Below are 21,435 nucleotides of genomic sequence, written 5' to 3' on the forward strand. Positions count from 1 at the left end.
GACGCTCGGCTGGGAAACCCCAGCCGAGCGTCTCACCAAGCTCCTGGCAACAGCCAGTTGATCAATCAGTGTTGCGACGACCCCTTGACTTCACCATGTCTGTCCAGGGGCCTTCTGCTGAGCTGCGTTACCGGACCTCAGCCGTTGTGCTTGTCGCGGATCACGTAGCGGGTGTGAGTCCCGTTCATCCACTCCCGGTCAATCTCCCTGCCCGTCACTCTGCCAACAAGCGTCAGGGCCGACGTGAGGCAGGTCGCCATCGGAGGGCTGTATTCGCTGTGAGCCCGGGCAATGAAGTCCTGCCATTCCTCGGGGATGTCTTCATCTCCATAGTCCTGCCCTCTCTCAAGCCGGGCCTCCTCCCACGCGCAGTACTCCAGCCAGCCCGGCGGCAGGTCGGGATCGCTCTGCCAACTGGAGTCGTCCAGATCGAACTGCAACCCCTGAGCGTGGTGGTCGAGCGCCTGAGGATCGCTGCCCCAGCACTCTCCGGGGACGGTGACGCTGAGGCCCGTAACGTATTCGCCGTTGACCGCATACACCAGATCACGGGGCCCGTTCAGGTCCCAACCCACCTTCAGCGCCCGCCCGCCGTAGGAGAGATCTCGCAGAGCCTGGTCGCAATCGAACCCCCGCACCTGAATGATCTGCGTCCAATCCGCCGTGACCGGGCCTGCCCAGACAACCCCCGCATCATCATCAGCGGGCAGCCCACGCAGGACATTCGCCCAGGTGCACTGGATCGAGTGATCCACCTCCGCGACCGATGCCCCCAGACGTCGGGCGGCCTCCCACACCTCCAGACCCTCGACCCACGCGGACATGAACCACTCGCCCATGTCATAGGACCGGACCAGATGCCAAAGACGCTCAGACCGCCGCATTCCTGCCCCTTGCCCGTTCAACGCCCGCTCCCGAGGCGACTCAAACGGCTGCCCCGACAGTCCATGATCGACGCCGCGCAGCGGCTCTCGCGACCCGGGGTGAATGCTGGGCCAGGCGGCCGGATCGGCTTCCTCTGTAGGGACATCAAGCAGCAGCGGGAGCCACGCTGTTAGCAAGATCTGGAGATTGTCCTGACAAACAGAAAGGCCCGCTCCCAGGAACCCCTGGTTGCGGGCCTTTCGCATGTGTGCGGCCGGAGGTACTCGAAACCCCAACCTTCTGATCCGTAGGGAAGTGCAGATACCTCGTTCACCGCGTCTGGTCCTGCTCACGGGGCAGACACGGTCCGGTGGCTGGTGATGGTGTGAGACGGTGTTGCTGTACGACGCTGCTGTACACCACGTCAGTGGACGCGACCACTTCACCGGGTGAGCTTCACGGCAAATACCGGGAAGGTGTACTCGACCTGCTCGTCCGGGCCGGCATCGTCCTCGTCGGGAACCTCCCGCAGATCCGTCCACGGCACCACGCCCGGCAATGGGTCCGCGGCCATCAGCGCGACCACAGGCACGGGGTTGTCCACAGGCCGGAAGGCGCCCCCGAAGGGCAGATCACTTGGCTCGACAGAGGCCACCGAACACCGTAGCTGGCCGGCCTGCTCGTCGTACCAGGCATAGAACGTCACAGGCCCGGCGACGTCAGCGAACCGCGTACCGAGCCGCTCACCGACCGCGACGAGAGCCTGCTCCACCAACCCCGCGTCGAAGCCCTCAGCGAAGCCGAATGTCATCAGATTGCCCCGAGCCTCCGCGTTCACATGTCCCCGGTCGAGAACGAGTTCCTCGTCCAGGAACGACAGCACAAGCTCCGCGAGGCTTCCCGACATTCACTCATCTCCGATCACCACATGATTCCCAAACAAGAGCGACTCTCCCATGCTCCGGACCGCCAGAGCCACCTGCAAGATCACGGAGTGGCACATCCTCTCGTCTGGCACCAAAGAGCGCCTGCTTGCAAACGGGAGCTAGGCACAAACGTCCAGCGGTACTCCTCTGGCGATGCGGATGATGCCTGCTCTAATGCAGCAGGGTTGCTGCACGCTGCCGCTGTATTGCACCGCCACCGCAGTGACCAGCCCGCTCATCGGCTGGCACTGGGACTCGTACCGCAGGGCCAGGTCCGAGAAACGGAAGCCCTGCGGCAGTCTGACTCTCCGCTTTAGGAGTACCGAGCAGGCTGCTCGCGGGTAATGAACTTGAGCCATGTGACTGCTCGCAGCGCTAACCCGGGCCGGACTGGGAGCCGACGGTGCCGTCACAGGCCACCTAATACTCGTCTGGCGAAGAGCGTCCCCTCAGGAAAAGGGGATAGGCGTTGGCTGCAATGTATCGCTGGCGCAGGAGATTGTCGTCAGCCGACGCTGCCCAATGGCAAAGCAGCTACCGCCCCAACCCTGTGTGGTGCGAAACGAAGTGGGCGATCGTCGCAGCCTCACCTGGTCACCTCGTGTCCGGCGCCCGCCCGACCTGAGCGCCAAGAAACCTAAGTGAGTGTTTGAGATCGGCGATCTTCGTTAGTCGCAGACGATTCTGGCTTGTCGCCGAGCGGGGCCCGTGCGGGTGAGACGGCGGGCCATACCGGCGATGGCAGCCCAGCGGATGATGGCCTCGGAGATCTTCGGGTCTCGTTCGTAGTCGCGGGCCAGACGGCGACAGGCGGTCAGCCAAGCCAGCGTCCTCTCCACCACCCAACGCCGTGCGATGACGCTGAAGCCTCGCTGATCAGCGGGCTTGCGGACGATCTCCAACGTTGTACGCAGGGTCTCGCGGACCCAGTCCACCAACCGGCCGGCAAACCCCTGGTCGGCGAAGACGTGCCGGATCGGGGTCGTCAGATACGCCGACAGCAGCGCGGTCTTGGCGCCGTCACGGTCCTGCCAGCTCGCCGCCATCACCGCGACGGTGACCAGCAGGCCGGTGGTGTCGGTGATGATGAACCGCTTGCGCCCGTTGACCTTCTTACCGGCATCGTAGCCGCGGCTGTCACGCCCGACGGTGTCGGCGCCCTTGACGCTCTGGGAGTCGATGATGCCGGCGGACGGCTCGTCGTCACGGCCGTCCTGGCGGCGGGCCCTGATGCGCAGCTCGCGCAGCAGGGCCTCGGTCACGCCGGCCTGCTCCCACTGCTGGAAGTACCAGTACACGGTCTGCCAGGGAGGCAGGTCCGTGGGCAGATACCGCCACGGGCAGCCGGAACGGACCACGTACAGGATGGCGTTGACGATCTCCCGGCGCGGGTGCTTCTCTGGACGGCCGCCGCTGTTGGGCTCGGGAAGCAGAGGCGTGATGAGGTCCCATTGGGCGTCGGTCAGGTCTGAGGGGTAGCGCTGCGGGGGCATTCGGCCACCTTGGCCGCCCACGAGCTGGCCGTCATGCTGCCACGCCGTGCATAAACGATCTTCTCAAATACGCTCTAAGCCAGCGATCATCTGATACCCGGGAGAATCAACATGTAGGCGCATATCCATAGAGATAAAGTCGATACTAGAATGAAAATAATGATATACAGTTCATGCCAACGCCAGAAGTTGCGGAAAGTTGGAGCCCTGCGAAAGCGGGAGTGAACGATCCGATCAGTGAGTTCAACCTCCTCTCGACGATAATCGATCCATGATAAAATTCCCGTCACGATTATCAGGACAGCAAAAAAAGCAACGACTGTTTCAAGGAATAGCAGTCCAACGACGCCACTCCTGGCCAGGTGTGGCGGAATATCCCAATTCTTGTAGCCGACAAATAGGGCGAGTGCTGCCCCGGCGATAGCCGTTGTTAGCGTCTGGTAAATGCCAAGAAACTTATACACATTATCGTTAAGTGTGTTCAGTTGTTGTAGGATGTAGCGATAGCGCTCTAATCCAAAGTCCTTCAAGACATCGGGGCTTACGGCTTCTGTGTCGGAAATCTCGGGCCTGCTCACGCTACTCCCTTTTTCATGCCTCAGGTCGTCGCAGACGGACCGCATCTACGGGAAATACCCTCCCGTCTGCGGTGGGCAATTCTAGGCGCGTATCACCTTCATTTGTCACACTGCATGATTCTAGGAGGTTGACTACATCGACGACTTGCATATCCCAGCATTCTGCAATCGTCTCGATGACTGTCGCAATAGCACCAAAACTACCGGTGTTATACCACCAGTACCGTGGGTCCGTAAGATCCACATCTGCTGCAATCTCAGCAAAGCGCTTGTCTCGAGGGCGTTTAGCTACCTCCTCTGGAAACATCCATCTAGGATAGATATCGACAACGAGGGCATTCTCCGGTATTCGGACTTCGACGCCGTCGTTGCTAAAGAAGAGGCATCGCGGTCCTGTCCCTCCAGCATGCTGATCGATACGCAGAAGCTCCGCGTCCGATATCAGCAAGACATCCTTGCGATTACGCAGCCATTCTTCTAGATCTTTTCGGTTGAGGAGACAGCTACCGGAATCTGCACATGGAAGCTCGTCATCACTCCCGCCAAAGCCATGTACGAGATCTGTTGCTATCCATAGAAGACCTGGCGTGCCCCATCTACTGTTTCTTGCTGCCTTTGCCTGAGACTCAGCCCAATGGCGAAAGTTCTCAGTGCTGGCTAGCGGGAAGGCAGACATTCTATTAGCCGTAAGGGGTCTACCTTGGAAGGCTCCCATGGTCCAGTTGAGAAACGATGATCTGAGTCCTCCCACATAAACCCATCCATATGGCGCGAAGCCTTTACTGAGGCCGGAGTGGACAATATGTTCGTCGCCGGAACACAACATCGCACGACCAACGATGTCACCGTTGTCATTTACTAGCGTAGTTGCCTGATCAACAAAAAGATTCTGATAGTGGTCAAGCACTCTCTGATTGAGTGGGTTGTACTCCCATTGGAGATACACGCGCCGAAACAACTCGGCCGCAGGTATCTCTTTCCAATCTCCTGCCCTCACGATCCGAACGGGTGCTGGATCCGTTGGCCCCTGGACATGGATATCCACTTCGGCGAGAGCACATAGGTTAGTCAGATCGGCATGCAAGATTCGTGTATGTGACCAACGACGGCTATCAGTTCGGAAGATTCCGTCGAGTGTGCGTGGATCGTTCTTCAGTCTGGCTCGTACGAGCGTCCCTGGGCCAGGCAGCCATTCAGAACGCGTTGCTTCCCTCAGCAAGGGACGTCCAGCTACGCTATTGTTGAATTCCAGTACATGAGTTGAGCGAGGAGCTTCTCCCAATGGGAGGCTGCGGACTTGGACCTCATCGGCTGCCATGAATATAGCGAAGAAGCCAATGCCGAACTTTCCGGTAGGCTCGAAACCGTTAGCGAGCAACCCTGGATAATGCGACAGCGTCGCGGATGAGCGCCAGTGGGAGTGACCGAAGTCGGTTAGCGCGGAAACCATAGTTTCCGGCGACATGCCAATTCCTTCGTCCTCAACAACGAGCCACCAAGTGCCGCCCTCTTCGGCGAGCCTGACTGTCACCGGTCGTAGCGGACCGCCTTCATGGATAGCGCGCGCCTGTGTAGCATCGCTAGCATTAGCAATTAATTCGCGAACCGCTATTTCGGGCCGCTTTCCATAAAGATCTTGCCCGCCTATACTGGAAACTACTTGCACCGCGTCAGTGACCCGCAATCTGGCATCGATAGGTTTCCAGCCATCGGTCTTGATGTGTTCTGCAAGTCGGGCCGGCGCATCAGCTCCAGCAATTGACCGCACCTCGAATCGCGGCAGCCCCATATCGGCGCAGAGCGCGTCAACCTGCCGCAGTTCCTGATTGATCGTCTGAATTGTCTCGAATGCCAGCCACCAAGCCGCAGCCTCGTCTCGGCCAAAGGAGCGGGTTGATGTGTACACAAACCTATCCGCTACAACCAGTGGCCGGGTGAGCCTCTCCTGAAAGTACCAATGGTCTCGCGATACCCCCGTAGGTTGCCGGAATGCATGCGTGTATACAGGAGCGCGTCGACTGTCGATTTGCGACGCATCGGCTAAGCGGAGCACACACGCAATTTTAAGAGGGCTCAGTTCCCAGTCCCCTGGGTGATCTGCATAAGCGCCCCTGCGCTGCGGAAGGTCTCGTAACTGTTCCACTGACCACCAGTGGCTGTACGCGATCTGGCCGATCAGCTCCCCAAACGTGTGTCTCAACGCTGCGTCCTGCAGCAGATAGAAGACCTCTCCCCCTGATGTGCGGAAGTGGGTACTAACCAAACGCTCGGCTTGTACAGCGTGCCGGAGGCGAAGGAGCTCAGCGATCGCCTCATCCCGTGCAAGTTGTGAGATCACCTCTACGCTGGCGCTTGGTTCCGTCGCCTGCAGACGTGCTTTGATGGTAGCGACCAGATCACCGAAATTTGGGTCGCCCTCGATTTCAGTTAGCCCACCAGGGAATGCCGCAAGACCCATGCCGAGATCGTGGAGCAGGAAAGCGCCCCCAAGCACAAATGCTTCAGCCGGATTCATGGGATAGTCTTCTCCGCAGAGTTGTGATGCTATATCCCAGAGCGCATCAGCATGTCTAATTGAGTGGTCTGTAAACATCGGCAGCGCAACGGCAATCTCGTTGGCGAGCGCTTCCGCTACTGTTCGGAATTGGAGATATGCGAATCGCAGGGACTGTCGTTGTTCTGCATGAGGATCGTCGGGGCGACTTGCAAGTGTACGCCGCCAAAGTGGCGTCTCCTCAAAGCTATAGGACACGAGGCTCCAGTGAATCACATATAGAGTTGTGCGACAATGAACGCGCAACGCGGCACTCTCCAAGCGCACCCTTGGCTCACTACTTTCCCGCTCATCGCCAGAAGCAGAAGTAGATGACGCATTCTGTTATCAGAATGTTGCTTTGAATCGGAGACGTGGAATACCGGGTTACTGTCAGACCGTATCGGCTGCCAATGCAGGCCCGCCGGACATGCTCGGATGGCGTTAGGGTCGGTCTAGTACTTTTGGGCATTGATGCGGACACTGTAGCCCTATTAGATGGCTGGGTAACATTTCTGGATAAAAGCACTTCTTGTTGTGATATGGACATAAGAGTTCTGGATAGTCGCTATGGCGGGTCGGCGCGTGGCGGAGCTGCCCGCGACTGGCCGAAGAGCTGCAGCGTGGGCACCTGCCCGACGTGAGGCAGACCGCCGCAGGCAGCCTGCCTCTGAACCGTGGAGACAGTCTCATCCATCGGCGTTCACGGCTTGAGCTGGGGCTCTGTCACGGCATCGAGCATGGTCAGCAGCGGCTGCATGCTGAGCGGCCCCGGCTCTCAACCGATGTACAGGCCAGCTGCTTGTAGGCAGTGGTTGATGCGCATGCGCATTGACCATCCATCTGGTAGCTCTCGATGTCTCGCGGTGTCACCCATCGGGCCTCGCGGGACTGTGAGCTCGAAGTCAGTGGTGTAGAGGATGACATGCCTGGGGTCGCTGTACGTGCCGACCATCCCGGTGATGTCGCAAGTGATGTGGGTCTGGGAATCCAGACGTCGTCAGCGCTCCCGTACTTGCCCGGCTTCCAGGCTCCTCTTATCTGCGATGGATTGATCCGCTTGAACCCGACGGGCCTACGATCAGGGGAATCATCGTGGCCGCTCGCCGACGCGTTCTACGAGACCGCGATCGACAAGGGTCAGGTCGGCCATGCTCGGGATCCTGAGGTGTCCCCTCACTGAAGCGCCCCGGCTTGGATGGAGAGCTCAGGGGTTGATTTCCGACGGTCTCGTTGGTGCCACCTGTATCCGTAGTGGTCGATGGCAAGGCCCTCCGAAGGAGGGTCGCGGCAGCCGATCGCCCCAGCCCGTACCTGGGGTACCGAAGTGAGCGATCGTCACGGCCGGACTGAACGATTGAATAACAGGACCTGTATGGATCTTGGTCGCGCTCTACACAAGAGGGTGTGACTGGTTGGCAGCGGGTGTTCGCCGCGATCGTGGTGGGTGCGGTGGCGGTTGCCGTTGCTGCCTTCGCGGATGGCAAGCCGCTGCCGACCGTGCTTGGCGCCCTTGTCGGCGGTGTCGTATCGGCCTTCGGCCCGACCGTCATCGACCGCAGACGGGAGAAGGCTGCGGCGCGAGATTCCCTTGCAGCGGCAGCCGAGTTGCTGGCCGATGAGTCGGGGCCGGCGATGCTGCTACACGCATCACGGAGGGTCGTGCCGTTCGAGGGCCGGGAGCGGGAGTTGGAGGAGCTTCTCGCCTGGTGCCGTGATCCACGAGCGGGGCGGTTGCGGTTGCTGACGGGGCCGGGTGGGGTCGGTAAGTCGCGCCTGGCGGTGGAGCTCTCCCGTCGGTTGGGCCATGGATGGGGCTCGCTGGAGGTCCGCGACGACGCTGAGGCTGATGCGTTGTCGCGGTGGCGGGCAGTGGAGCAGCGTCAGGTGCTGGTGGTGGTGGATTACGCCGAGACGCGGACCGGGCTGTCGGGATTGCTGCACGAGGTGGCCGGTGATGAAGGCCGGCGGGTGAGAGTGCTGCTGCTGGCACGCAGTACCGGGGAGTGGTGGCGGCAGTTGGGGGGCGAGTCGGCACGGGTGCGGCAGATGGTGACCGAAGCGGGGTCAGGGATTGAGCTGGCCGAGCGGGTGACGGCAGGCAAGTCGGATCGTGACCTGGTGACGGAGGCGGTACCGCACTTCGCTGCTGCGGTGGGAGTGGAGCCTCCGCGAACCTTTGAGGTGGAGCTGGGAGATGGACTTCACCGGATCTTGGATTTGCATGCGGCTGCGCTGCTGGTGGTGTTGCGCTCACAGTTGAATAGCAACGCGGTGTCGGTGGCTGTGGGGGATGTGCTGGAGGAGTTGCTGGGGCATGAACGCCGCTACTGGGTGCAGACCGCAAGGGCGCGTGGCTTCCTGCAGGGAGCCTACGGGCTGAGCGCGTTGGCTATTGAGCAGATGGTGGCGGCGGGTACGTTGCTGGGGGCAGTCGATCGCGATCAGGCGGCCGAGGTGGTGGGGCGGGTACCTGATGGGGCGCCCTCGGTCCTGGTGGCGGATTGGTTGCGGGAGATATATCCGCCGGATGACGGCGAGGATAGCCGAGAGTGGCTGGGGCGGTTGCGGCCGGATCGGCTTGCGGAGCTGCACGTCACCCGGCAGCTGAGCGGCTCGGCGGAGTTGCTGGAGGCTTGTCTGGCGAATTTGGATGAGCGTCAGGCGCGGCGGGCGCTGGTGATGTTGGCGCGGGCGGCGCAGGAGTTGGGTGCGGCTGGGAAGATCTTGCAACGGTTGCTTCCGGTCGTTGCCGGTGAGGTGGGGTCAGTCCCGGCTCCCCGGGAGACTCTGGTGGCGTTGCACAAGGCGCTGCCGTATCCCTCGTTGGTGCTCGCCGAAGCGTATGCCCTGCTCGCACGACGCATCTTGGACAGCACTCCAGCGAATGCCCAGGCCGGGGAACGCGCGCGTTGGCTTTCCATCCTCGGCGTCCATGTCTCGGAGGTAGGCCGTCCGGCCGAGGCCCTGTCGGCCGAGCAGGAGGCGGTAGCCATTCGCCGGAACTTGGCCGCCGCCTACCCCGACCGCTACCGCCCCGACCTCGCCACCTCCCTGACCAACCTCGGTATGACGTTTGCTGAGCTGGGTCGTCCTGCTGAGGCTTTGTTGGCGTCCGAGGAGGCGGTAGTTATCTACCGGGAGCTGGCGGCCGCCTACCCCGACCGCTACCGCCCCGACCTGGCCACCTTCCTGTCCAATCTCGGTAACCGCTTCTCGGAGCTGGGTCGTCCGGCGGAGGGCCTTGCGGGCGACTGAAGAGGCGGTAGCCATCCACCGGGAGCTGGCGGCTGCCTATCCCGACCGGTACCGCCCCGACCTGGCCGCCTCACTGTCCAACCTCGGCGTGATGTTCTCGGGACTGGGTCGTCCGGCCGAGGCCTTGCGGGCGACTGAAGAGGCGGTAGCCATCCACCGGGAACTGGCCGCCGCCTACCCCGATCGGTACCGCCCCGGCCTCGCCACCTCATTGACCAACCTCAGTGTGACGTTCTCGGAGCTGGATCGTCCGGCCGAAGCAGAAGAGATGCAACGAGAAGCCGAACGGATCCGGGCAGACCATGGCGATCTCTGACCACGGCAATTTGTGGACATGTTGCTGGGGACGTCTATGTGCGCGCAGGCGGTGCTGGCCCGGACCGGCCGAAGAGCCGCAGCCGGGCCAGCTTGCCGCAGGCGCGCGGCCGGGGCGCCGCAGGCGGCGCGGCCCTTGAAACCGTAGGGAAAGTTCTCATCCGGTCGTGAAGCACTCCGTCTGACCTGCTGTTTCGTCAACTTCTCCGGCGGTGGCGATGCTGTTCAGGCTGAGGTAGCACCTTCGGGTGCAGTCCGAACTGAGTCAGCCGGCCCCTTCGACGTACGACGCCAGGTTGGCCAGCGAGGAGGCGAGCCCGACTTCGTGCACCGCCTGGTCGATGCCGGTTGGTACGCCCGTGGCGGTAACGGTTACCTCGGTCCCTTCGCCGGCTGCAGTCAGGTGCCAGGTCATCGTCATGGTGCCCGCGTACGACGGGTCATCGGCCTCGAACACCGCCCGCTGCACCACGCGCTCCGGTGGAACCAGTTCGGCGAACCCGACGTCGACGACATCCGTCGCGTCTGACGACTTGCCTGGGCTGCCGGTGGGGTCAAGGTACGTGAGGACCATCCGGAACCCGCCACCAGGCCGGGGATCCCACCGCTCGATCCGCCCGCGCATGCCGTCCGGCGGCAACCAGACTTCGAGGGACTCCCGGTCGAGGAGGGCGCCGTAGACAGTCGCCGGTGATGCCGCGATCAGCCGGCTGGCGCGGTCAGTCCTGTCCATGGCCCGAGTCTAGGACCGGAGCTGTTCAGGCCCATCCTCGCCCATCCTCGTCGAACGACAGCCGGACCAGCGCCTTTAAAGGTGCCGTGGATAGCCCCCCATCAGGTGTCGCCGGTGATGCGGCTGTTGAGGGGGCAGGCATGACTACTGCGGGGACACGATGGAGCCCTTGCCGGGCTTTGTGGTGATCAGCCCTCGTTCTCTGAGCGCTTCCATCGCCTTGCGGATGGTCACTCGTGCGACGTCGAACTCCTCCTGCAGCTTCACCTCGGAGATGAGGGTGAGGGGCGGGTAGGTGCCGTCGCCGATGCGCTCGGCCACGACGTTGGCTATCTGCTCCCACTTGTAGAGCCGCGGGTCCCATTCGATCACGGGACGACTCTAGGTATCCCTGCACCTAACGGCATAGCACAGGCATTGCTAGTAATGCTATAGACAGGTTAAGACAGGCTGGGATAGGTTGTGGTCATGGCGTTGGTGAGCGACTGTGCGGAGTCCCGCAGTGTGGATCTCGTCGGCGGACAGCTCTGGATCTCCCACCAGCTCACCAGGGTCGGTGGCCGGCTCCTCCATCGGCACACCACCAAGACAGAGGACTCAACCGCTTCGCTGCCGCTCTTCGGTATGTGCGTTACGGCGCTCAAGCACCGCCAACGCGTCCAGGAGGAGGCACGCAAGATGGCCGGGGACGGATGGACGGCCTCAGACATGATCTTCACGACCCGCACCGGTACGCCGATAGAGCCTCGGAACTTCAACCGGGCCTTCGAGACCCACTGCCACCGTGCGGGCGTCCCGCGTATCCGTGTGCACGACACCCGGCACACCTGTGCCTCGCTCCTGGCCGCCCTCGACGTTCACCCGCGTGTGGCGATGCGCATCCTGCGGCACTCGCAGATCTCGATGACCATGGACGTCTATACGCAGATCCCGAGCCCGGAGACCCGCAAGGCGCTCGACCGGCTGAACGAGCGTCTGACCGCCGAATCAGACGGTTAAGCTCGGCGGCGTAGCTGTACAACGCTGCTGTACGGACACGAAAAAGGCCCTCCGGGATGATCCCGGAGGGCCTTTGACCTGCTGTGCGGCCGGAGGTACTCGAAACCCCAACCTTCTGATCCGTAGTCAGATGCTCTATCCATTGAGCTACGGCCGCTCGCTGCGTAAGCAAGCATAGCGGGTTCTGTGCAGTGCATCGAACCGATTACCGCGATCACTGGCGTGCCGACTCCTCCTTCTTGGGCCAGAGCGTGTGGCTCACCGGCCAGATCAGGGCGATCAGGGGGACCTTGAGGAGGTTGAGCATGAAGTCGGCCAGGGCTTTTGTGCGGGAAGGGTCGTTCACGAGCCAGATGAGGCCGAAGAGGATGAGGCACGAGATCCCGTACGCCAGGAGCAGTTTCAGCCAGAATGTCCACTCGTAACGCGTCCGGGCGGGTCCACCTGCTGGAGGCTTCCAGGGTGGGGGGCCGCCGGCGAAGCGGTGGTGGAAGCGGGCGTCGGCCCAGCGCATCGTCCGGTGGCCGAAGACGATCGAGTAGGCCAGGTAGGCCGCTGCCAGGCCGTGGCGCAGGTCCGCCGTGGCGCCGCCGCGCATGTCGATGACCGCCGCGGCCAGCAGGACCACGTCGAGGAGCGGGACGCAGAGCAGGAGGGCCGTGCTCAGCCGTCGGCGCTTCCAGAGGTAGCGGCAGGCCAGGCCGAGTCCCAGGAGGAGCCAGAAGCCGATTTCGCAGCCGATGAGGATGGCGACAATCACATGCACCAGCTTGCTGGGATTCGCGGCCCGGCACATCGTCGGCGAAAACGAGCCTGTGGATACATCGAAAGGTGTATCCACAGGCTGACCCTCGGAGGACGGCGGCGGCGTTCGGGAGTGGTGAGATGAGGACATGACACGAGCGGCGGTGAGGGGCTGTGGCGCCGGGGCGCGGGCGATGGCGGGTTGGGCGACGCCGTCCGGGGCGCCGCTTGGGGCCGGCTCGGGTGCTTCAGGGTGTGGGCGGGGTCGGAGTAGGCCGGGTGGTCCAGGTGCGTAGGGTCGCTGACTGGCCGCCGGCCTTGACGCGGTCGGTTTCACAGTGGTGGCGGTCGGTGCCGCTGCCGTGGGGGGCCGGGGTGCGCGGGGGTTCGCGGTGGTCGAGGCGGTTCGAGGCGCGAGGGGCTTCCGGCGGCGGTCAGGAGAAGGGCAGGGTGCCGCCCGGGGTGGCGGCCGGGGTGGCCTTCGTTCTGGGGGCGCTGCTGATTCTGGCCGGTGGATACCTGCGCCGCGGCGTGCCGGTGTGGGTGCTGCTGGTGCCGTTGGCGATCACGTGCTCGGCCGTGTTGCTGCGGCAGCGGGCTCCGTTGTGGTCGCTGGCGCTGGGGGTGGTGGCCGTCACGATCGACGGGCTGGTGGGGCCGTCGCTGGCGACCGTGCTGGTGTTCACCGACAATCTTTACGCCGCGGCGCTCTACGGGCCGGTGCGGCTCGCTCGGTGGCTGCTCGGGATCACGACGGTGCTGGCCGTGGTGGGCGGGGCGGTGGCGGCGTTCATCGCGGCGGACTGGCGGTTGCTGGCCGTCATGGGGATCCAGGCGGGGCTGGTCCTGGTCACACCGGTCACCACGGCCTGGGTGCTGCGGGAGCAGCGCGATCGGGCGGCCGCGGAACGCGCGCGGGCCGAGCAGATCGCGCATCTGGCCGAGCTCGATCGGCAGGCCGCGATCGCGGCCGAGCGTACGCGGATGGCTCGAGAGCTGCATGACGTGATCGCGAACCATTTCAGCGCCATCGCCATCCAGTCGACGGCTGCTCTGTCCCGTAAGGACCTGGATCGGGAGACGGTCCGCAAAGTCATGGAGTCCGTACGGGAGAACAGCGTCAAGGGCATGGCCGAGATGCGGGACATGATCGGGCTGCTGCGGGAGGCCAACGGCGGGCGCGAAGGGGACGAGCCGGAGCTTGAGGCCACCCGGCCGCGGCTGGCCGACGCGGAGAGTCTGGTCGAGCGTACGCGGCGGGCCGGGATGGCGGTCGAGCTGCGGGTCGGCGGGGAGCTGCGTGAGGTGCCGGCTTCGGTGGATCTGGCCGGCTATCGCATCCTTCAGGAAGGGCTGACGAACGCGCTCAAGCATGGTGAGGCGCCGGTCGTCGTCTCGCTGACGTACGAACCGGGAGAGGTTCTTCTGACGGTCGAGAACCGGGTCGGGCGGCGGGGGGCTCGGCTGCCGGGTTCGGGGGCGGGGCTGATCGGCATGCGTGAACGGGCTTCGCTGGTCGGGGGGTTCTTCGAGGCGGGGCGGTCGGGGGATGGGTGGCGCATCGCGGCGGCTTTCCCCACGTCGCTCACCCCCAACGCACAGTCGCTCGACACCCGCCCGCCGAACGGTCGCGCGTCAGGTGGCCGTCCTTCGGGTGGGCGTGCCTTGGGTGATGGTGCTCTGGGTGGGCGCGCCTCGGGTGACGGTCCTTCGGAGGTGCGTGCTTCTGGGGAGCGGGCTTCGTCGAGCGGTCGTGCATCAGAGGAGCGGGCTCCAGGAGAGCGGGGCTTTGGGGATCGGGCTTCGAGGGGGCGAGGTGCGGATGTGCCGGTGCCGGCGGCTGGGGCTGGGGTTGTGGATGGGCTGGCCGTGCGGTGGCGGGCGGTCGGAGGGGCAGCGTTGGCGCCGGTGGACGAGAGCGCAGGTGACGTCGGCGAACACCTCAGAGATGGTGACGGCGACTGTTTCAGGAATGGTGGCGGGGAGCGTCTGAGAGACGGTGATGGCGAACGTCCCAGGAATGGTGACGGCGAACGTCCCAGGAATGGTGACGGCGAACGTCCCAGGAATGGTGACGGTGTACGCCTCAGGGACGGGGGCGGCGAACGCCTCAAGGATGGTGAGCGTTCCAGGGGCGGGGACGGGGAGCGTCTCGGGAATGGTGATGGCGGAACGGGAGTGGCATGAGCATCAGGGTGTTGGTGGCTGACGATCATGCGGCCGTTCGGGCCGGGATCGTGATGATTCTGGACGGCGCCGACGACATCGAGGTCGTGGGTGAGGCTGCCGATGGTGAGCAGGCGGTGCGGTTGGCTCACGATCTGCGCCCTGACGTCGTTCTCATGGACATCCGCATGCCTCGTCTCGACGGCATCTCCGCCACCAGGGAGCTGGCGGGGGTGAGTGACGTCCTGATCCTCACGACGTTCGACGTCGACGAGTACGTCTTCGGCGCCCTCCGGGCGGGGGCGGCCGGTTTCCTGCTCAAGAACACCGAGGCCGACGCCCTGGTGGAAGCGGTGAGGCTGGTGGCTGGCGGCGAGGGGATGATCGCGCCGGGGGTCACCAGACGGCTGATCGCCGCCTTCGCCGACCAGCCGCCCCGCCGTGAGCCGCCAGACCCGGAGGCCCTCACCCCGCGCGAGCGTGAGGTGCTGGCCTGCATCGGCCGCGGCCTGTCCAATGCGGAGATCGCCAAGGAGCTCGACATGGCCGAGGCCACTACGAAGACGCACGTCAGCCGCCTGCTGAACAAACTGGGCCTGAAGAGCCGGGTCCAGGCGGCGATTTACTACTCAGAGTCGCTTTAGCCCCGTAGGGTGAACGCCGTGACCACGCCGCCGCCTCCACCCGGGGAGCAGCCCCCCGAGCAGCCTCCATCGGGACACCGTCCTCCTGGGCCGCCCGGCAGCCAGCTTTCACCCGGGGAGCAGCCCCCCGAGCGGGCTCCATCCGGACAGCGTCCCTCTGGGCAGCCGCCCTCCGGGCAGCCTCCTGAGCAGCGTTCACATGGGGCGCCTGGGCAGCCTTGGTCCGAGCCGTCCGCGCAGCCTCCGTTCGGGCCGCCTGGACAGCGTCCGTCCGGGCAGCGTCCGTCCGGGCAGCGTCCGTCCGGGCAGCGTCCGTCCGGGCAGCATCCGTCCGGGCAGCATCCGTCCGGGCCGCCTGGACAGCCTCCGCCTGGACAGCCTCCGCCTGGACAGCCTCCGCCTGGACAGCCTCCGCCTGGACAGCATCCGTCCGGGCAGCATCCACCTGGGCCTCCTTCCGGGCAGCCTCCGTTCGGGCCGCCAGCGGGGCCTCCGTCAGGGCCTCCGTCAGGGCCGTCGGCTGGGCCGTCGCAGCCGCGCCGTCAGCCTGGGCTGACCGTTGCGTTGGCGTTCGCCGGGAGTTTCGCCTACCTGGTGATCAACCTGGTAGTCGGGCTGCTCGCGGTGAGCATTCAGTCCACGGCGGCGATCGGCGTCGCGGCGGGGTTCCTCTTGCTCCTGGGCCTCGGCGTGGGCATCGTGCTGGTCGTCCTGCGGAAGCCGTGGTCGTTCGGCCTGGGGCTCGGGTTGATGATCGGATGGTCGCTGGCGTCGATCGTCTCGGCCGGATATTGCACGGGGCTGAACCCCGGCCTGTACGCATAGGTGAAGGCAATGATCGCTCGGCAGGTACCACCCCCTGCCGGCCAGAGGTAGCGGGATGACGACGCCACCGCCACAGGGTCCGCAGAGCCCGCAGGGGCCGCACCAGAACTGGCCACCACCATGGCCACCGCCGCCGTCGCAGCCGGGACCGTTGCCACCGCCCCCGCCGTCGCAGCCGGGATCGTTGCCACCGCCGCCGTCACAATTGGGGGCGGTGAACTCGCAACCGCCCCCGGCGGCACCGCCGCGACCGTTGCCGTCGACAGCTCCACCACCGCCACCACCATCACCACCGCCCGGCAGCCGCAACTCCATGATGCTTCTCGGCGCGATGCTGGTCGTCGGCATGTTCACCTACACCGCCCTCAACGGCATCGTGGGTTTCTTCGCCTTCTTCTCCGCCATCAACGGCACGAACAGAGGGGTCGTGATCGCCGCCGCGGTGCTGCTGGCCCTCGTCGGCCTGGGCGGCGGTCTGGGGTTCGGGCTGGTCCGCAAGCCGTGGTCGCGGGGGCTCGGGCTGAGGCTCGCGATCGGCTGGGCACTGTGGTCGATGCTGACGGCCGGAGTATGCACCGGTCTCAACCCCAGCCTGTACGGCTGACACCATGCCGTACCACGAGATATTCGTCGGCCTGGGCGTCCTGGTGGCCTCGGTGGTCTTCGTCCGCGAGGCCAGGGCCAGGGGCGCGCTCAACGAACAGTCACTGGTCGCCGTCACCGGAGCCCTGGTCGGGGGAGCGATCGGCATGCGCCTGGCGGGCTGGCTGGAGACGCTCGACCTCGCCGACCTCTGGCTGTACGGCTCCCGCAGCATCCTCGGCGGCCTGACCGGGGCGTACGTCGGTGTGCTGGTCGCCAAGAAGGTCATCGGCTACAAGGAGCGCACCGGTGACCTGTTCGCCCCGGCGGTCGCGCTCGGCATGGCGATCGGCCGTATCGGCTGTCACCTGACCGAGGCCCCCGGCAGGCCCACGGACCTGCCCTGGGGGGTGCACGCACCGGCGTCCACCCCGGAATGTCCGGGATGTCTGACGGGCCAGGCCATGCACCCATCGTTCGTGTACGAGATCGTCTTCCAGCTGGCCGCGTTCGTCGCGCTGCGGTGGGCGCGCAAGCGGCTGACCGAGCCCGGGGAACTGTTCACGCTCTATCTCGCCGGATACGCGGTCTTCCGGTTCCTGGTCGAGTTCACCCGGGCGAACGAGACGTTGTGGCTCGACCTGACCGGGCCACAATGCTTCCTGGTCCCCGGCCTGACGCTGCTCGCGCTCAGGCTCGCGTACGGCTGGCGTCGAGGCCACTACGATGCCCTTTTCAAACGGAAGGTCACGACATGAGCGCAGGGATGGGGCTACGGGGAGACCGCATCCTCCGGTACGTCAACGCGTTCTGCCCGAAATGCCACGGCCAGGACCTCGACCAGGTCGAACGGCTGAGCGGCTACCTGGCCGAACGCGACGGCAAGGTGTGGCTGGAACGCGGCTGCCGCGAACACGGCCTGATCCGCACGCTGTACGACGAGGATCCGGAGATCCTCTCCTACCTGGAGGAGTGGACCGCTCCCACCAAGCAGCACATCCCTGACGTGTCCGGAAACTTCGCCCCGATCCCCGGCGCGTACCTCAACGGCCTGCCCGAGATGCAGACCCAGCACACCTGCATCCTCCTGGAGGACATCGCCGAGGCGTGCAACCTGCGCTGCCCCACCTGCTTCGCCGACAGCTCGCCCGACCTGACCGGCGTCGTCCCGGTGGCCGACGTACTGGCGAACGTGGACCAGCGCCTGGCCAGGGAGAACGGCAAGCTCGACGTCCTGATGCTGAGCGGCGGCGAGCCCACGCTCCACCCCGAGCTGAAGACCCTCCTCGCCGAGCTGGTGAGCCGGCCGGTCACCCGCATCCTGATCAACACCAACGGCGTGCTCATCGCCAGGGACGACGCGCTGCTCGACCTGCTCACCGAGCACCGCGACCGGGTGGAGGTCTACCTCCAGTACGACGGCTCGTCGGCCGAGGCGTCCAAGCACCACCGCGGCGGCGACCTGCGCCGGATCAAGGCGGAGGCCGTACGGCGGCTGTCGGAGCGGGAGATCTTCACGACCCTGGTCATGACCGCGGCCCTGGGCGTCAACGACGGCGAGATCGGCGACGTCGTGCGCCTCGCGCTCGACACGCCGTTCGTCGGCGGCGTGTCGCTGCAACCCCAGTTCGGCTCGGGCCGGTCGGGCGTCATCGACCCGTCCGACCGGCTCACCCACACCGGCGTGCTCAAGCGGCTCGGCCCGCAGACCGGTGGCCTGGTGACCTGGCGCGACCTGACCGCCCTGCCCTGCTCGCACCCCCACTGCTGCTCGGTCGGCTACCTGATCCGCGACGACGCCCAGCAGTGGCGCTCGCTGGTCGCCCTGATGGGCCACGACCGCCTCAAGGCGAACCTGGGCCTGGTCTCCAACCGCATCGCCGACACCGAGCTGCCGCGCGAGCTGCGGCTGGCCGTCCAGGAATCGCTGCTCGGGCTGCTGTCGGAGCAGTCGTCACTGTCCCACCCGCAGATCGGCGACCTGTGGCGGGACATCTGCGAGAACTGCGACCTCGGCGTCGCCACGCTGCTCACCCTCGCCTCCTCGGCGCTGCCCGGCCGGCGGCGGAAGCTGCGCAGGATGCTGGGCGAGCGGGTGGTGCGGATCACGATCAAGCCGTTCATGGACATCTCGACCATGATCGAGGAGCGGCTCACGCAGTGCTGCGTGCACGTCGGCACGCGTGCCGAGCAGGACCAGTGCGCGCCGTTCTGCGCCGTGCAGGCCTGGCCGCAGCTCTCGCGGCAGCGGCTGTCCGCGGTGGCCGCCAAGCCGGGGCTGGTGATCCTCTGAAGACCCAGCCGTACGACCCGCTCCGGTTGTGTGTGTACGCCACCGTGGCGCTGCTGGCCTGGCTGCTCGGACCGTGGGCGGTGCTCGGCTTCGCGGCGCTGGGGTTCGCGGGGTACTGGAAGGCGCGGCGAGCCGGGCTGACCCGGAGCAAATGCCTGCTCAGGGACACCCGGCTCGTGCTGGCCTATCTCGGGCTGATCGGGCTCGCCGCGGTGGTGGGAATCGTCCTGTCGCTGCGGTGATCAGGTCGCGGGGACGTACAGGCTGAGCGACTCGGCGATGCAGGCGGGCCGGCGCTCGCCCTCGATCTCGATCGTCATCTTCAGGTTGGCCAGGTAGCCGGCCGGGGTGCCCTTGACGTCGGTGAGCTCGCCCACGGCCCTGACCCGCGCGCCCACGGGCACCGGGCGGGGGAAGCGGACCTTGTTCAGCCCGTAGTTGACGCCCATCGCGATGCTCTCGACGCGCACCATCTCGAACATGAACGTCGGCAGCAGCGACAGGGTCAGGTAGCCGTGGGCGATCGTGCCGCCGAAGGGCCCCTCCTTGGCGCGCTCCACGTCCACGTGGATCCACTGGTGGTCGTCGGTGGCGTCGGCGAAGAGGTCGACCTGCTCCTGGGTGACGGTGCGCCACTCGGTCGGGCCGAACGTCTCGCCCACGGCCGCCTTGAGTTCCTGTACGTTCGCGAAGGTCCGCATGGCCACGAACGCTATTGCGCGGGCGGGACGGCTGCCAAGTTGAGCACCCGGTACTCGTCGGGCAGCCTGTCGGCCCAGTACACGATCGCGGCCGGTTCGGCGGACATGGAGTTCCCGTACCAGATGCCGGGCCGGTCGAACGTGGCCAGCGTGCCGGTCTTCACGTCGTAGACCCCGCTGTCGGTCACCACGAAACGGTCGAGGGGCGGGTAGTCGCCGAGCCTGGGCACGAGACTGAGTCCCTGAGGCTCGGCCGCGGCGCTGCCGTCGATGTGCTGCAGGTACGTGCGCCCGCCCCGTACGCCCTGACACCAGGACGGGCCGCAGCGCAGCCTCAGGACGCCCAGGGGCGCGACGACGTCCGTGGTGGAGGGGCGGCCGGTCGACAGGTTCACGACCCTGGCCTGGTTCCGGTCCTCGCGGTCGGCGATGTCGCTCGCCCACGGCCATTTGACGAGGTGCAGGCCCTCGCTGCCCGGAATGCGCTTGGGGGTGCCGCCCGCGAGCGGCATCCACCACACGCCGCCGGTCCGTTCCGACCAGATGATCCGGTCGCCGTCGAGGGCGATGCGCTCGATCCGCAGGTGCTCTCCCGTCATCGCGGCGACCTGCCGGGGCTCGCCGCCGTCGAGGGGGACCGTCCAGATCTCGCGCACCTCCGTGCCGTCCTTCCGTACGGCGTTCACGTGCCAGGCGAGGTTCAGCCCGTCCAGCGCCGGCGGCTGGGGGCGGTAGGTCCTCATGCCCGGCGGCACCGATATGGCGGCGATCTCGCGGAACGTCCGGGTGGTGGCGTCGTAGACCTCGATCGCGCGGATCGTGTCGTCCTTGGGCCCGGCGACGGCCAGGATCCGGGCGGCGTCGAGCGCGGTGACCGGGACGCGGCGCAGGCCGTCGGCCCGCATGGTGGGCATCGTGACGACGGCCCCCGGCCACACCCGCTCCAGGGGCGCGGCCGCCGCCTGCGGGAAGGGCCGCGCCGCCGGGGACGGCGCGGCTGCCTGCCGTCCGTTCGCCGCCATGACCGTGCCGGTCGCGAGCACGGCCGCCACCGCCGTCGCGACGGCCAGCCCCCGGGTACGCCGCCTCAGCCTGCGCCGCCGCTGCACCTCCACCCCGGCGAGCAGCCCGCCCGGCTCCGGTGCGTGGTCCGCCGCGGTACGAAGCGTCTCGGTCAGGTCCTTCTCGGTCCTCATGCCCGCTCCCTCTCCAGCAGTGCCGGCCGGATCCTCAACGTGTGCAGCGCGCGCGACGCCTGGCTGCGAACGGTTCCGCGGGAGATGCCGAGGATGTCGGCGATCTCCTGGTCCGACAGGTCCTCGTAGTACCGCAGCACCAGGACCACCCGCTGCCTGCGCGGCAGCGTCGCCAGCTCCCGCCACAGCTCGCCGGAGGAGTGGCTGTCGGTGTAGGCCCCCTCTGGCACCTCGTCCGTGAGCTGCTCCCTGCGCCGCCGGCGCCACCAGCTCACGTGCTGGCGGGTCATGATCGTGCGCACGTAGGACTCCGGGTTGTCCTTGTTGCGCACCTTGCGCCAGGTGTCGCCCAGCTTGAGCAGCGCCTCCTGCACGAGGTCGGCGGCGTCGTCGGGATTTCCGGTAAGCACGTATCCGTACCTGAGCAGGGCGGCGCCACGCGCTTGCACGAACTCCTCGAACTCCACAACACCCAGACGCTCGGGCGTCCCGGACTGTTGCAAAGATCTTTTACTCGAAACCATCGCATGCATGTTCGAGTCCGCGCTACAGTTCTGGGTATCGAAATCGAACAAGGGTTCGGCC

At 65.7% G+C, this 21,435-nt stretch carries 21 protein-coding genes and 1 tRNA gene; 10 read left to right on the top strand and 12 right to left on the bottom strand.

Going from position 1 to position 21,435, the window contains the following annotated elements:
* Positions 1 to 137: 137 nt before the first annotated feature.
* The 5 genes from ABZ444_RS47105 to ABZ444_RS47125 form a co-directional block, all read right to left on the bottom strand.
* Positions 138 to 839 (bottom strand): DUF6461 domain-containing protein, encoded by a 702-nt coding sequence (locus ABZ444_RS47105; RefSeq protein WP_358010851.1) that lies wholly within the window; start codon positions 837 to 839, stop codon positions 138 to 140.
* 467 nt (positions 840 to 1,306) lie between these two features.
* The gene (locus ABZ444_RS47110; protein ID WP_358010852.1) at positions 1,307 to 1,771 is read right to left on the bottom strand and encodes a hypothetical protein; all 465 of its coding nucleotides are present in this window, start codon (positions 1,769 to 1,771) and stop codon (positions 1,307 to 1,309) included.
* A gap of 687 nt (positions 1,772 to 2,458) precedes the next feature.
* Positions 2,459 to 3,283 (bottom strand): IS5 family transposase, encoded by an 825-nt coding sequence (locus ABZ444_RS47115; protein ID WP_358010854.1) that lies wholly within the window; start codon positions 3,281 to 3,283, stop codon positions 2,459 to 2,461.
* Positions 3,284 to 3,369: 86 nt separating this feature from the next.
* Complete coding sequence (locus ABZ444_RS47120) at positions 3,370 to 3,861, bottom strand: hypothetical protein (RefSeq protein WP_358010855.1); 492 nt, start codon at positions 3,859 to 3,861, stop codon at positions 3,370 to 3,372.
* Positions 3,862 to 3,874: 13 nt separating this feature from the next.
* The gene (locus ABZ444_RS47125) at positions 3,875 to 6,376 is read right to left on the bottom strand and encodes an ATP-binding protein (RefSeq protein WP_358010856.1); all 2,502 of its coding nucleotides are present in this window, start codon (positions 6,374 to 6,376) and stop codon (positions 3,875 to 3,877) included.
* A gap of 1,425 nt (positions 6,377 to 7,801) precedes the next feature.
* On the opposite strand from ABZ444_RS47125, the gene ABZ444_RS47130 reads away from it, so the two are divergent.
* Both ABZ444_RS47130 and ABZ444_RS47135 read left to right on the top strand, forming a co-directional pair.
* On the top strand, positions 7,802 to 9,652 hold the full coding sequence (locus ABZ444_RS47130) for a tetratricopeptide repeat protein (protein WP_358010857.1): 1,851 nt from the start codon (positions 7,802 to 7,804) through the stop codon (positions 9,650 to 9,652).
* Positions 9,639 to 9,968: a tetratricopeptide repeat protein gene (locus tag ABZ444_RS47135; RefSeq protein WP_358010858.1), complete on the top strand. Its 330-nt coding sequence runs from the start codon at positions 9,639 to 9,641 to the stop codon at positions 9,966 to 9,968. The genes ABZ444_RS47130 and ABZ444_RS47135 overlap by 14 nt, the downstream gene beginning before the upstream one ends.
* A gap of 264 nt (positions 9,969 to 10,232) precedes the next feature.
* Here the strand turns inward: ABZ444_RS47135 and ABZ444_RS47140 are convergent, their stop codons facing one another.
* Together ABZ444_RS47140 and ABZ444_RS47145 are read right to left on the bottom strand one after the other, a co-directional pair.
* Positions 10,233 to 10,700, bottom strand: coding sequence for an SRPBCC family protein (locus tag ABZ444_RS47140; protein ID WP_358010859.1), 468 nt, complete (start codon positions 10,698 to 10,700; stop codon positions 10,233 to 10,235).
* A gap of 144 nt (positions 10,701 to 10,844) precedes the next feature.
* Positions 10,845 to 11,072 (bottom strand): GntR family transcriptional regulator, encoded by a 228-nt coding sequence (locus ABZ444_RS47145; RefSeq protein ID WP_352365806.1) that lies wholly within the window; start codon positions 11,070 to 11,072, stop codon positions 10,845 to 10,847.
* Positions 11,073 to 11,168: 96 nt separating this feature from the next.
* Here ABZ444_RS47145 and ABZ444_RS47150 point away from each other — a divergent pair, with 96 nt between their 5' ends.
* Positions 11,169 to 11,699 (top strand): tyrosine-type recombinase/integrase, encoded by a 531-nt coding sequence (locus ABZ444_RS47150; protein ID WP_358010860.1) that lies wholly within the window; start codon positions 11,169 to 11,171, stop codon positions 11,697 to 11,699.
* Between the two features lie 84 nt (positions 11,700 to 11,783).
* Here the strand turns inward: ABZ444_RS47150 and ABZ444_RS47155 are convergent.
* A tRNA-Arg gene (locus tag ABZ444_RS47155) sits at positions 11,784 to 11,856 on the bottom strand.
* Between the two features lie 57 nt (positions 11,857 to 11,913).
* Entirely contained in the window at positions 11,914 to 12,459 is a 546-nt protein-coding gene (locus ABZ444_RS47160; RefSeq protein WP_358010861.1) for a hypothetical protein, read from the bottom strand.
* A 458-nt stretch (positions 12,460 to 12,917) separates the two neighbouring features.
* Between ABZ444_RS47160 and ABZ444_RS47165 the strand changes: the two genes are divergently transcribed.
* The 7 genes from ABZ444_RS47165 (at position 12,918) to ABZ444_RS47195 (ending at position 19,195) form a co-directional block, all read left to right on the top strand.
* Positions 12,918 to 14,630 carry a histidine kinase gene (locus ABZ444_RS47165; protein ID WP_358010863.1) on the top strand — a complete coding sequence of 571 codons (1,713 nt, stop codon included), beginning with the start codon at positions 12,918 to 12,920 and terminating at the stop codon, positions 14,628 to 14,630.
* The gene (locus ABZ444_RS47170) at positions 14,627 to 15,253 is read left to right on the top strand and encodes a response regulator transcription factor (RefSeq protein WP_352318130.1); all 627 of its coding nucleotides are present in this window, start codon (positions 14,627 to 14,629) and stop codon (positions 15,251 to 15,253) included. Before ABZ444_RS47165 ends, ABZ444_RS47170 begins: the two co-directional genes overlap by 4 nt.
* Before the next feature lie 594 nt (positions 15,254 to 15,847).
* Positions 15,848 to 16,078: a hypothetical protein gene (locus tag ABZ444_RS47175; RefSeq protein WP_358010864.1), complete on the top strand. Its 231-nt coding sequence runs from the start codon at positions 15,848 to 15,850 to the stop codon at positions 16,076 to 16,078.
* A gap of 313 nt (positions 16,079 to 16,391) precedes the next feature.
* Complete coding sequence (locus ABZ444_RS47180; RefSeq protein WP_358010866.1) at positions 16,392 to 16,682, top strand: hypothetical protein; 291 nt, start codon at positions 16,392 to 16,394, stop codon at positions 16,680 to 16,682.
* Positions 16,683 to 16,686: 4 nt separating this feature from the next.
* Positions 16,687 to 17,418, top strand: a complete 732-nt coding sequence (locus ABZ444_RS47185; protein ID WP_358010867.1) for a prolipoprotein diacylglyceryl transferase family protein — start codon at positions 16,687 to 16,689, stop codon at positions 17,416 to 17,418.
* Entirely contained in the window at positions 17,415 to 18,953 is a 1,539-nt protein-coding gene (locus tag ABZ444_RS47190) for a radical SAM protein (protein WP_358010868.1), read from the top strand. Before ABZ444_RS47185 ends, ABZ444_RS47190 begins: the two co-directional genes overlap by 4 nt.
* A 32-nt stretch (positions 18,954 to 18,985) precedes the next feature.
* Positions 18,986 to 19,195, top strand: coding sequence for a hypothetical protein (locus tag ABZ444_RS47195; protein ID WP_352365768.1), 210 nt, complete (start codon positions 18,986 to 18,988; stop codon positions 19,193 to 19,195).
* Here ABZ444_RS47195 and ABZ444_RS47200 read toward each other — a convergent pair whose 3' ends face one another.
* From ABZ444_RS47200 to ABZ444_RS47210, 3 genes are read right to left on the bottom strand one after another with little or no spacing between them, the layout of a single operon-like run.
* Entirely contained in the window at positions 19,196 to 19,654 is a 459-nt protein-coding gene (locus tag ABZ444_RS47200) for a MaoC family dehydratase (protein WP_358010869.1), read from the bottom strand.
* Between the two features lie 11 nt (positions 19,655 to 19,665).
* Positions 19,666 to 20,850 (bottom strand): hypothetical protein, encoded by a 1,185-nt coding sequence (locus tag ABZ444_RS47205; protein WP_358010870.1) that lies wholly within the window; start codon positions 20,848 to 20,850, stop codon positions 19,666 to 19,668.
* On the bottom strand, positions 20,847 to 21,299 hold the full coding sequence (locus ABZ444_RS47210; RefSeq protein WP_358010872.1) for a SigE family RNA polymerase sigma factor: 453 nt from the start codon (positions 21,297 to 21,299) through the stop codon (positions 20,847 to 20,849). The genes ABZ444_RS47205 and ABZ444_RS47210 overlap by 4 nt, the downstream gene beginning before the upstream one ends.
* Between the last annotated feature and the right edge of the window lie 136 nt (positions 21,300 to 21,435).

The sequence above is a fragment of the Nonomuraea sp. NPDC005730 genome, assembly GCF_040630865.1.
GTDB lineage: Bacteria > Actinomycetota > Actinomycetes > Streptosporangiales > Streptosporangiaceae > Nonomuraea.

Excerpts from the sequence above, each read along its gene's own strand:
- ABZ444_RS47105 (WP_358010851.1), bottom strand. The coding sequence starts at position 839 with ATGGGCGAGTGGTTCATGTCCGCGTGGGTCGAGGGTCTGGAGGTGTGG.
- ABZ444_RS47110 (WP_358010852.1), bottom strand. The coding sequence starts at position 1,771 with ATGTCGGGAAGCCTCGCGGAGCTTGTGCTGTCGTTCCTGGACGAGGAA.
- ABZ444_RS47115 (WP_358010854.1), bottom strand. The coding sequence starts at position 3,283 with ATGCCCCCGCAGCGCTACCCCTCAGACCTGACCGACGCCCAATGGGAC.
- ABZ444_RS47125 (WP_358010856.1), bottom strand. The coding sequence starts at position 6,376 with ATGAATCCGGCTGAAGCATTTGTGCTTGGGGGCGCTTTCCTGCTCCAC.
- ABZ444_RS47140 (WP_358010859.1), bottom strand. The coding sequence starts at position 10,700 with ATGGACAGGACTGACCGCGCCAGCCGGCTGATCGCGGCATCACCGGCG.
- ABZ444_RS47150 (WP_358010860.1), top strand. The coding sequence starts at position 11,169 with ATGGCGTTGGTGAGCGACTGTGCGGAGTCCCGCAGTGTGGATCTCGTC.
- ABZ444_RS47170 (WP_352318130.1), top strand. The coding sequence starts at position 14,627 with ATGAGCATCAGGGTGTTGGTGGCTGACGATCATGCGGCCGTTCGGGCC.
- ABZ444_RS47180 (WP_358010866.1), top strand. The coding sequence starts at position 16,392 with ATGATGCTTCTCGGCGCGATGCTGGTCGTCGGCATGTTCACCTACACC.
- ABZ444_RS47185 (WP_358010867.1), top strand. The coding sequence starts at position 16,687 with ATGCCGTACCACGAGATATTCGTCGGCCTGGGCGTCCTGGTGGCCTCG.
- ABZ444_RS47190 (WP_358010868.1), top strand. The coding sequence starts at position 17,415 with ATGAGCGCAGGGATGGGGCTACGGGGAGACCGCATCCTCCGGTACGTC.
- ABZ444_RS47200 (WP_358010869.1), bottom strand. The coding sequence starts at position 19,654 with ATGCGGACCTTCGCGAACGTACAGGAACTCAAGGCGGCCGTGGGCGAG.
- ABZ444_RS47205 (WP_358010870.1), bottom strand. The coding sequence starts at position 20,850 with ATGAGGACCGAGAAGGACCTGACCGAGACGCTTCGTACCGCGGCGGAC.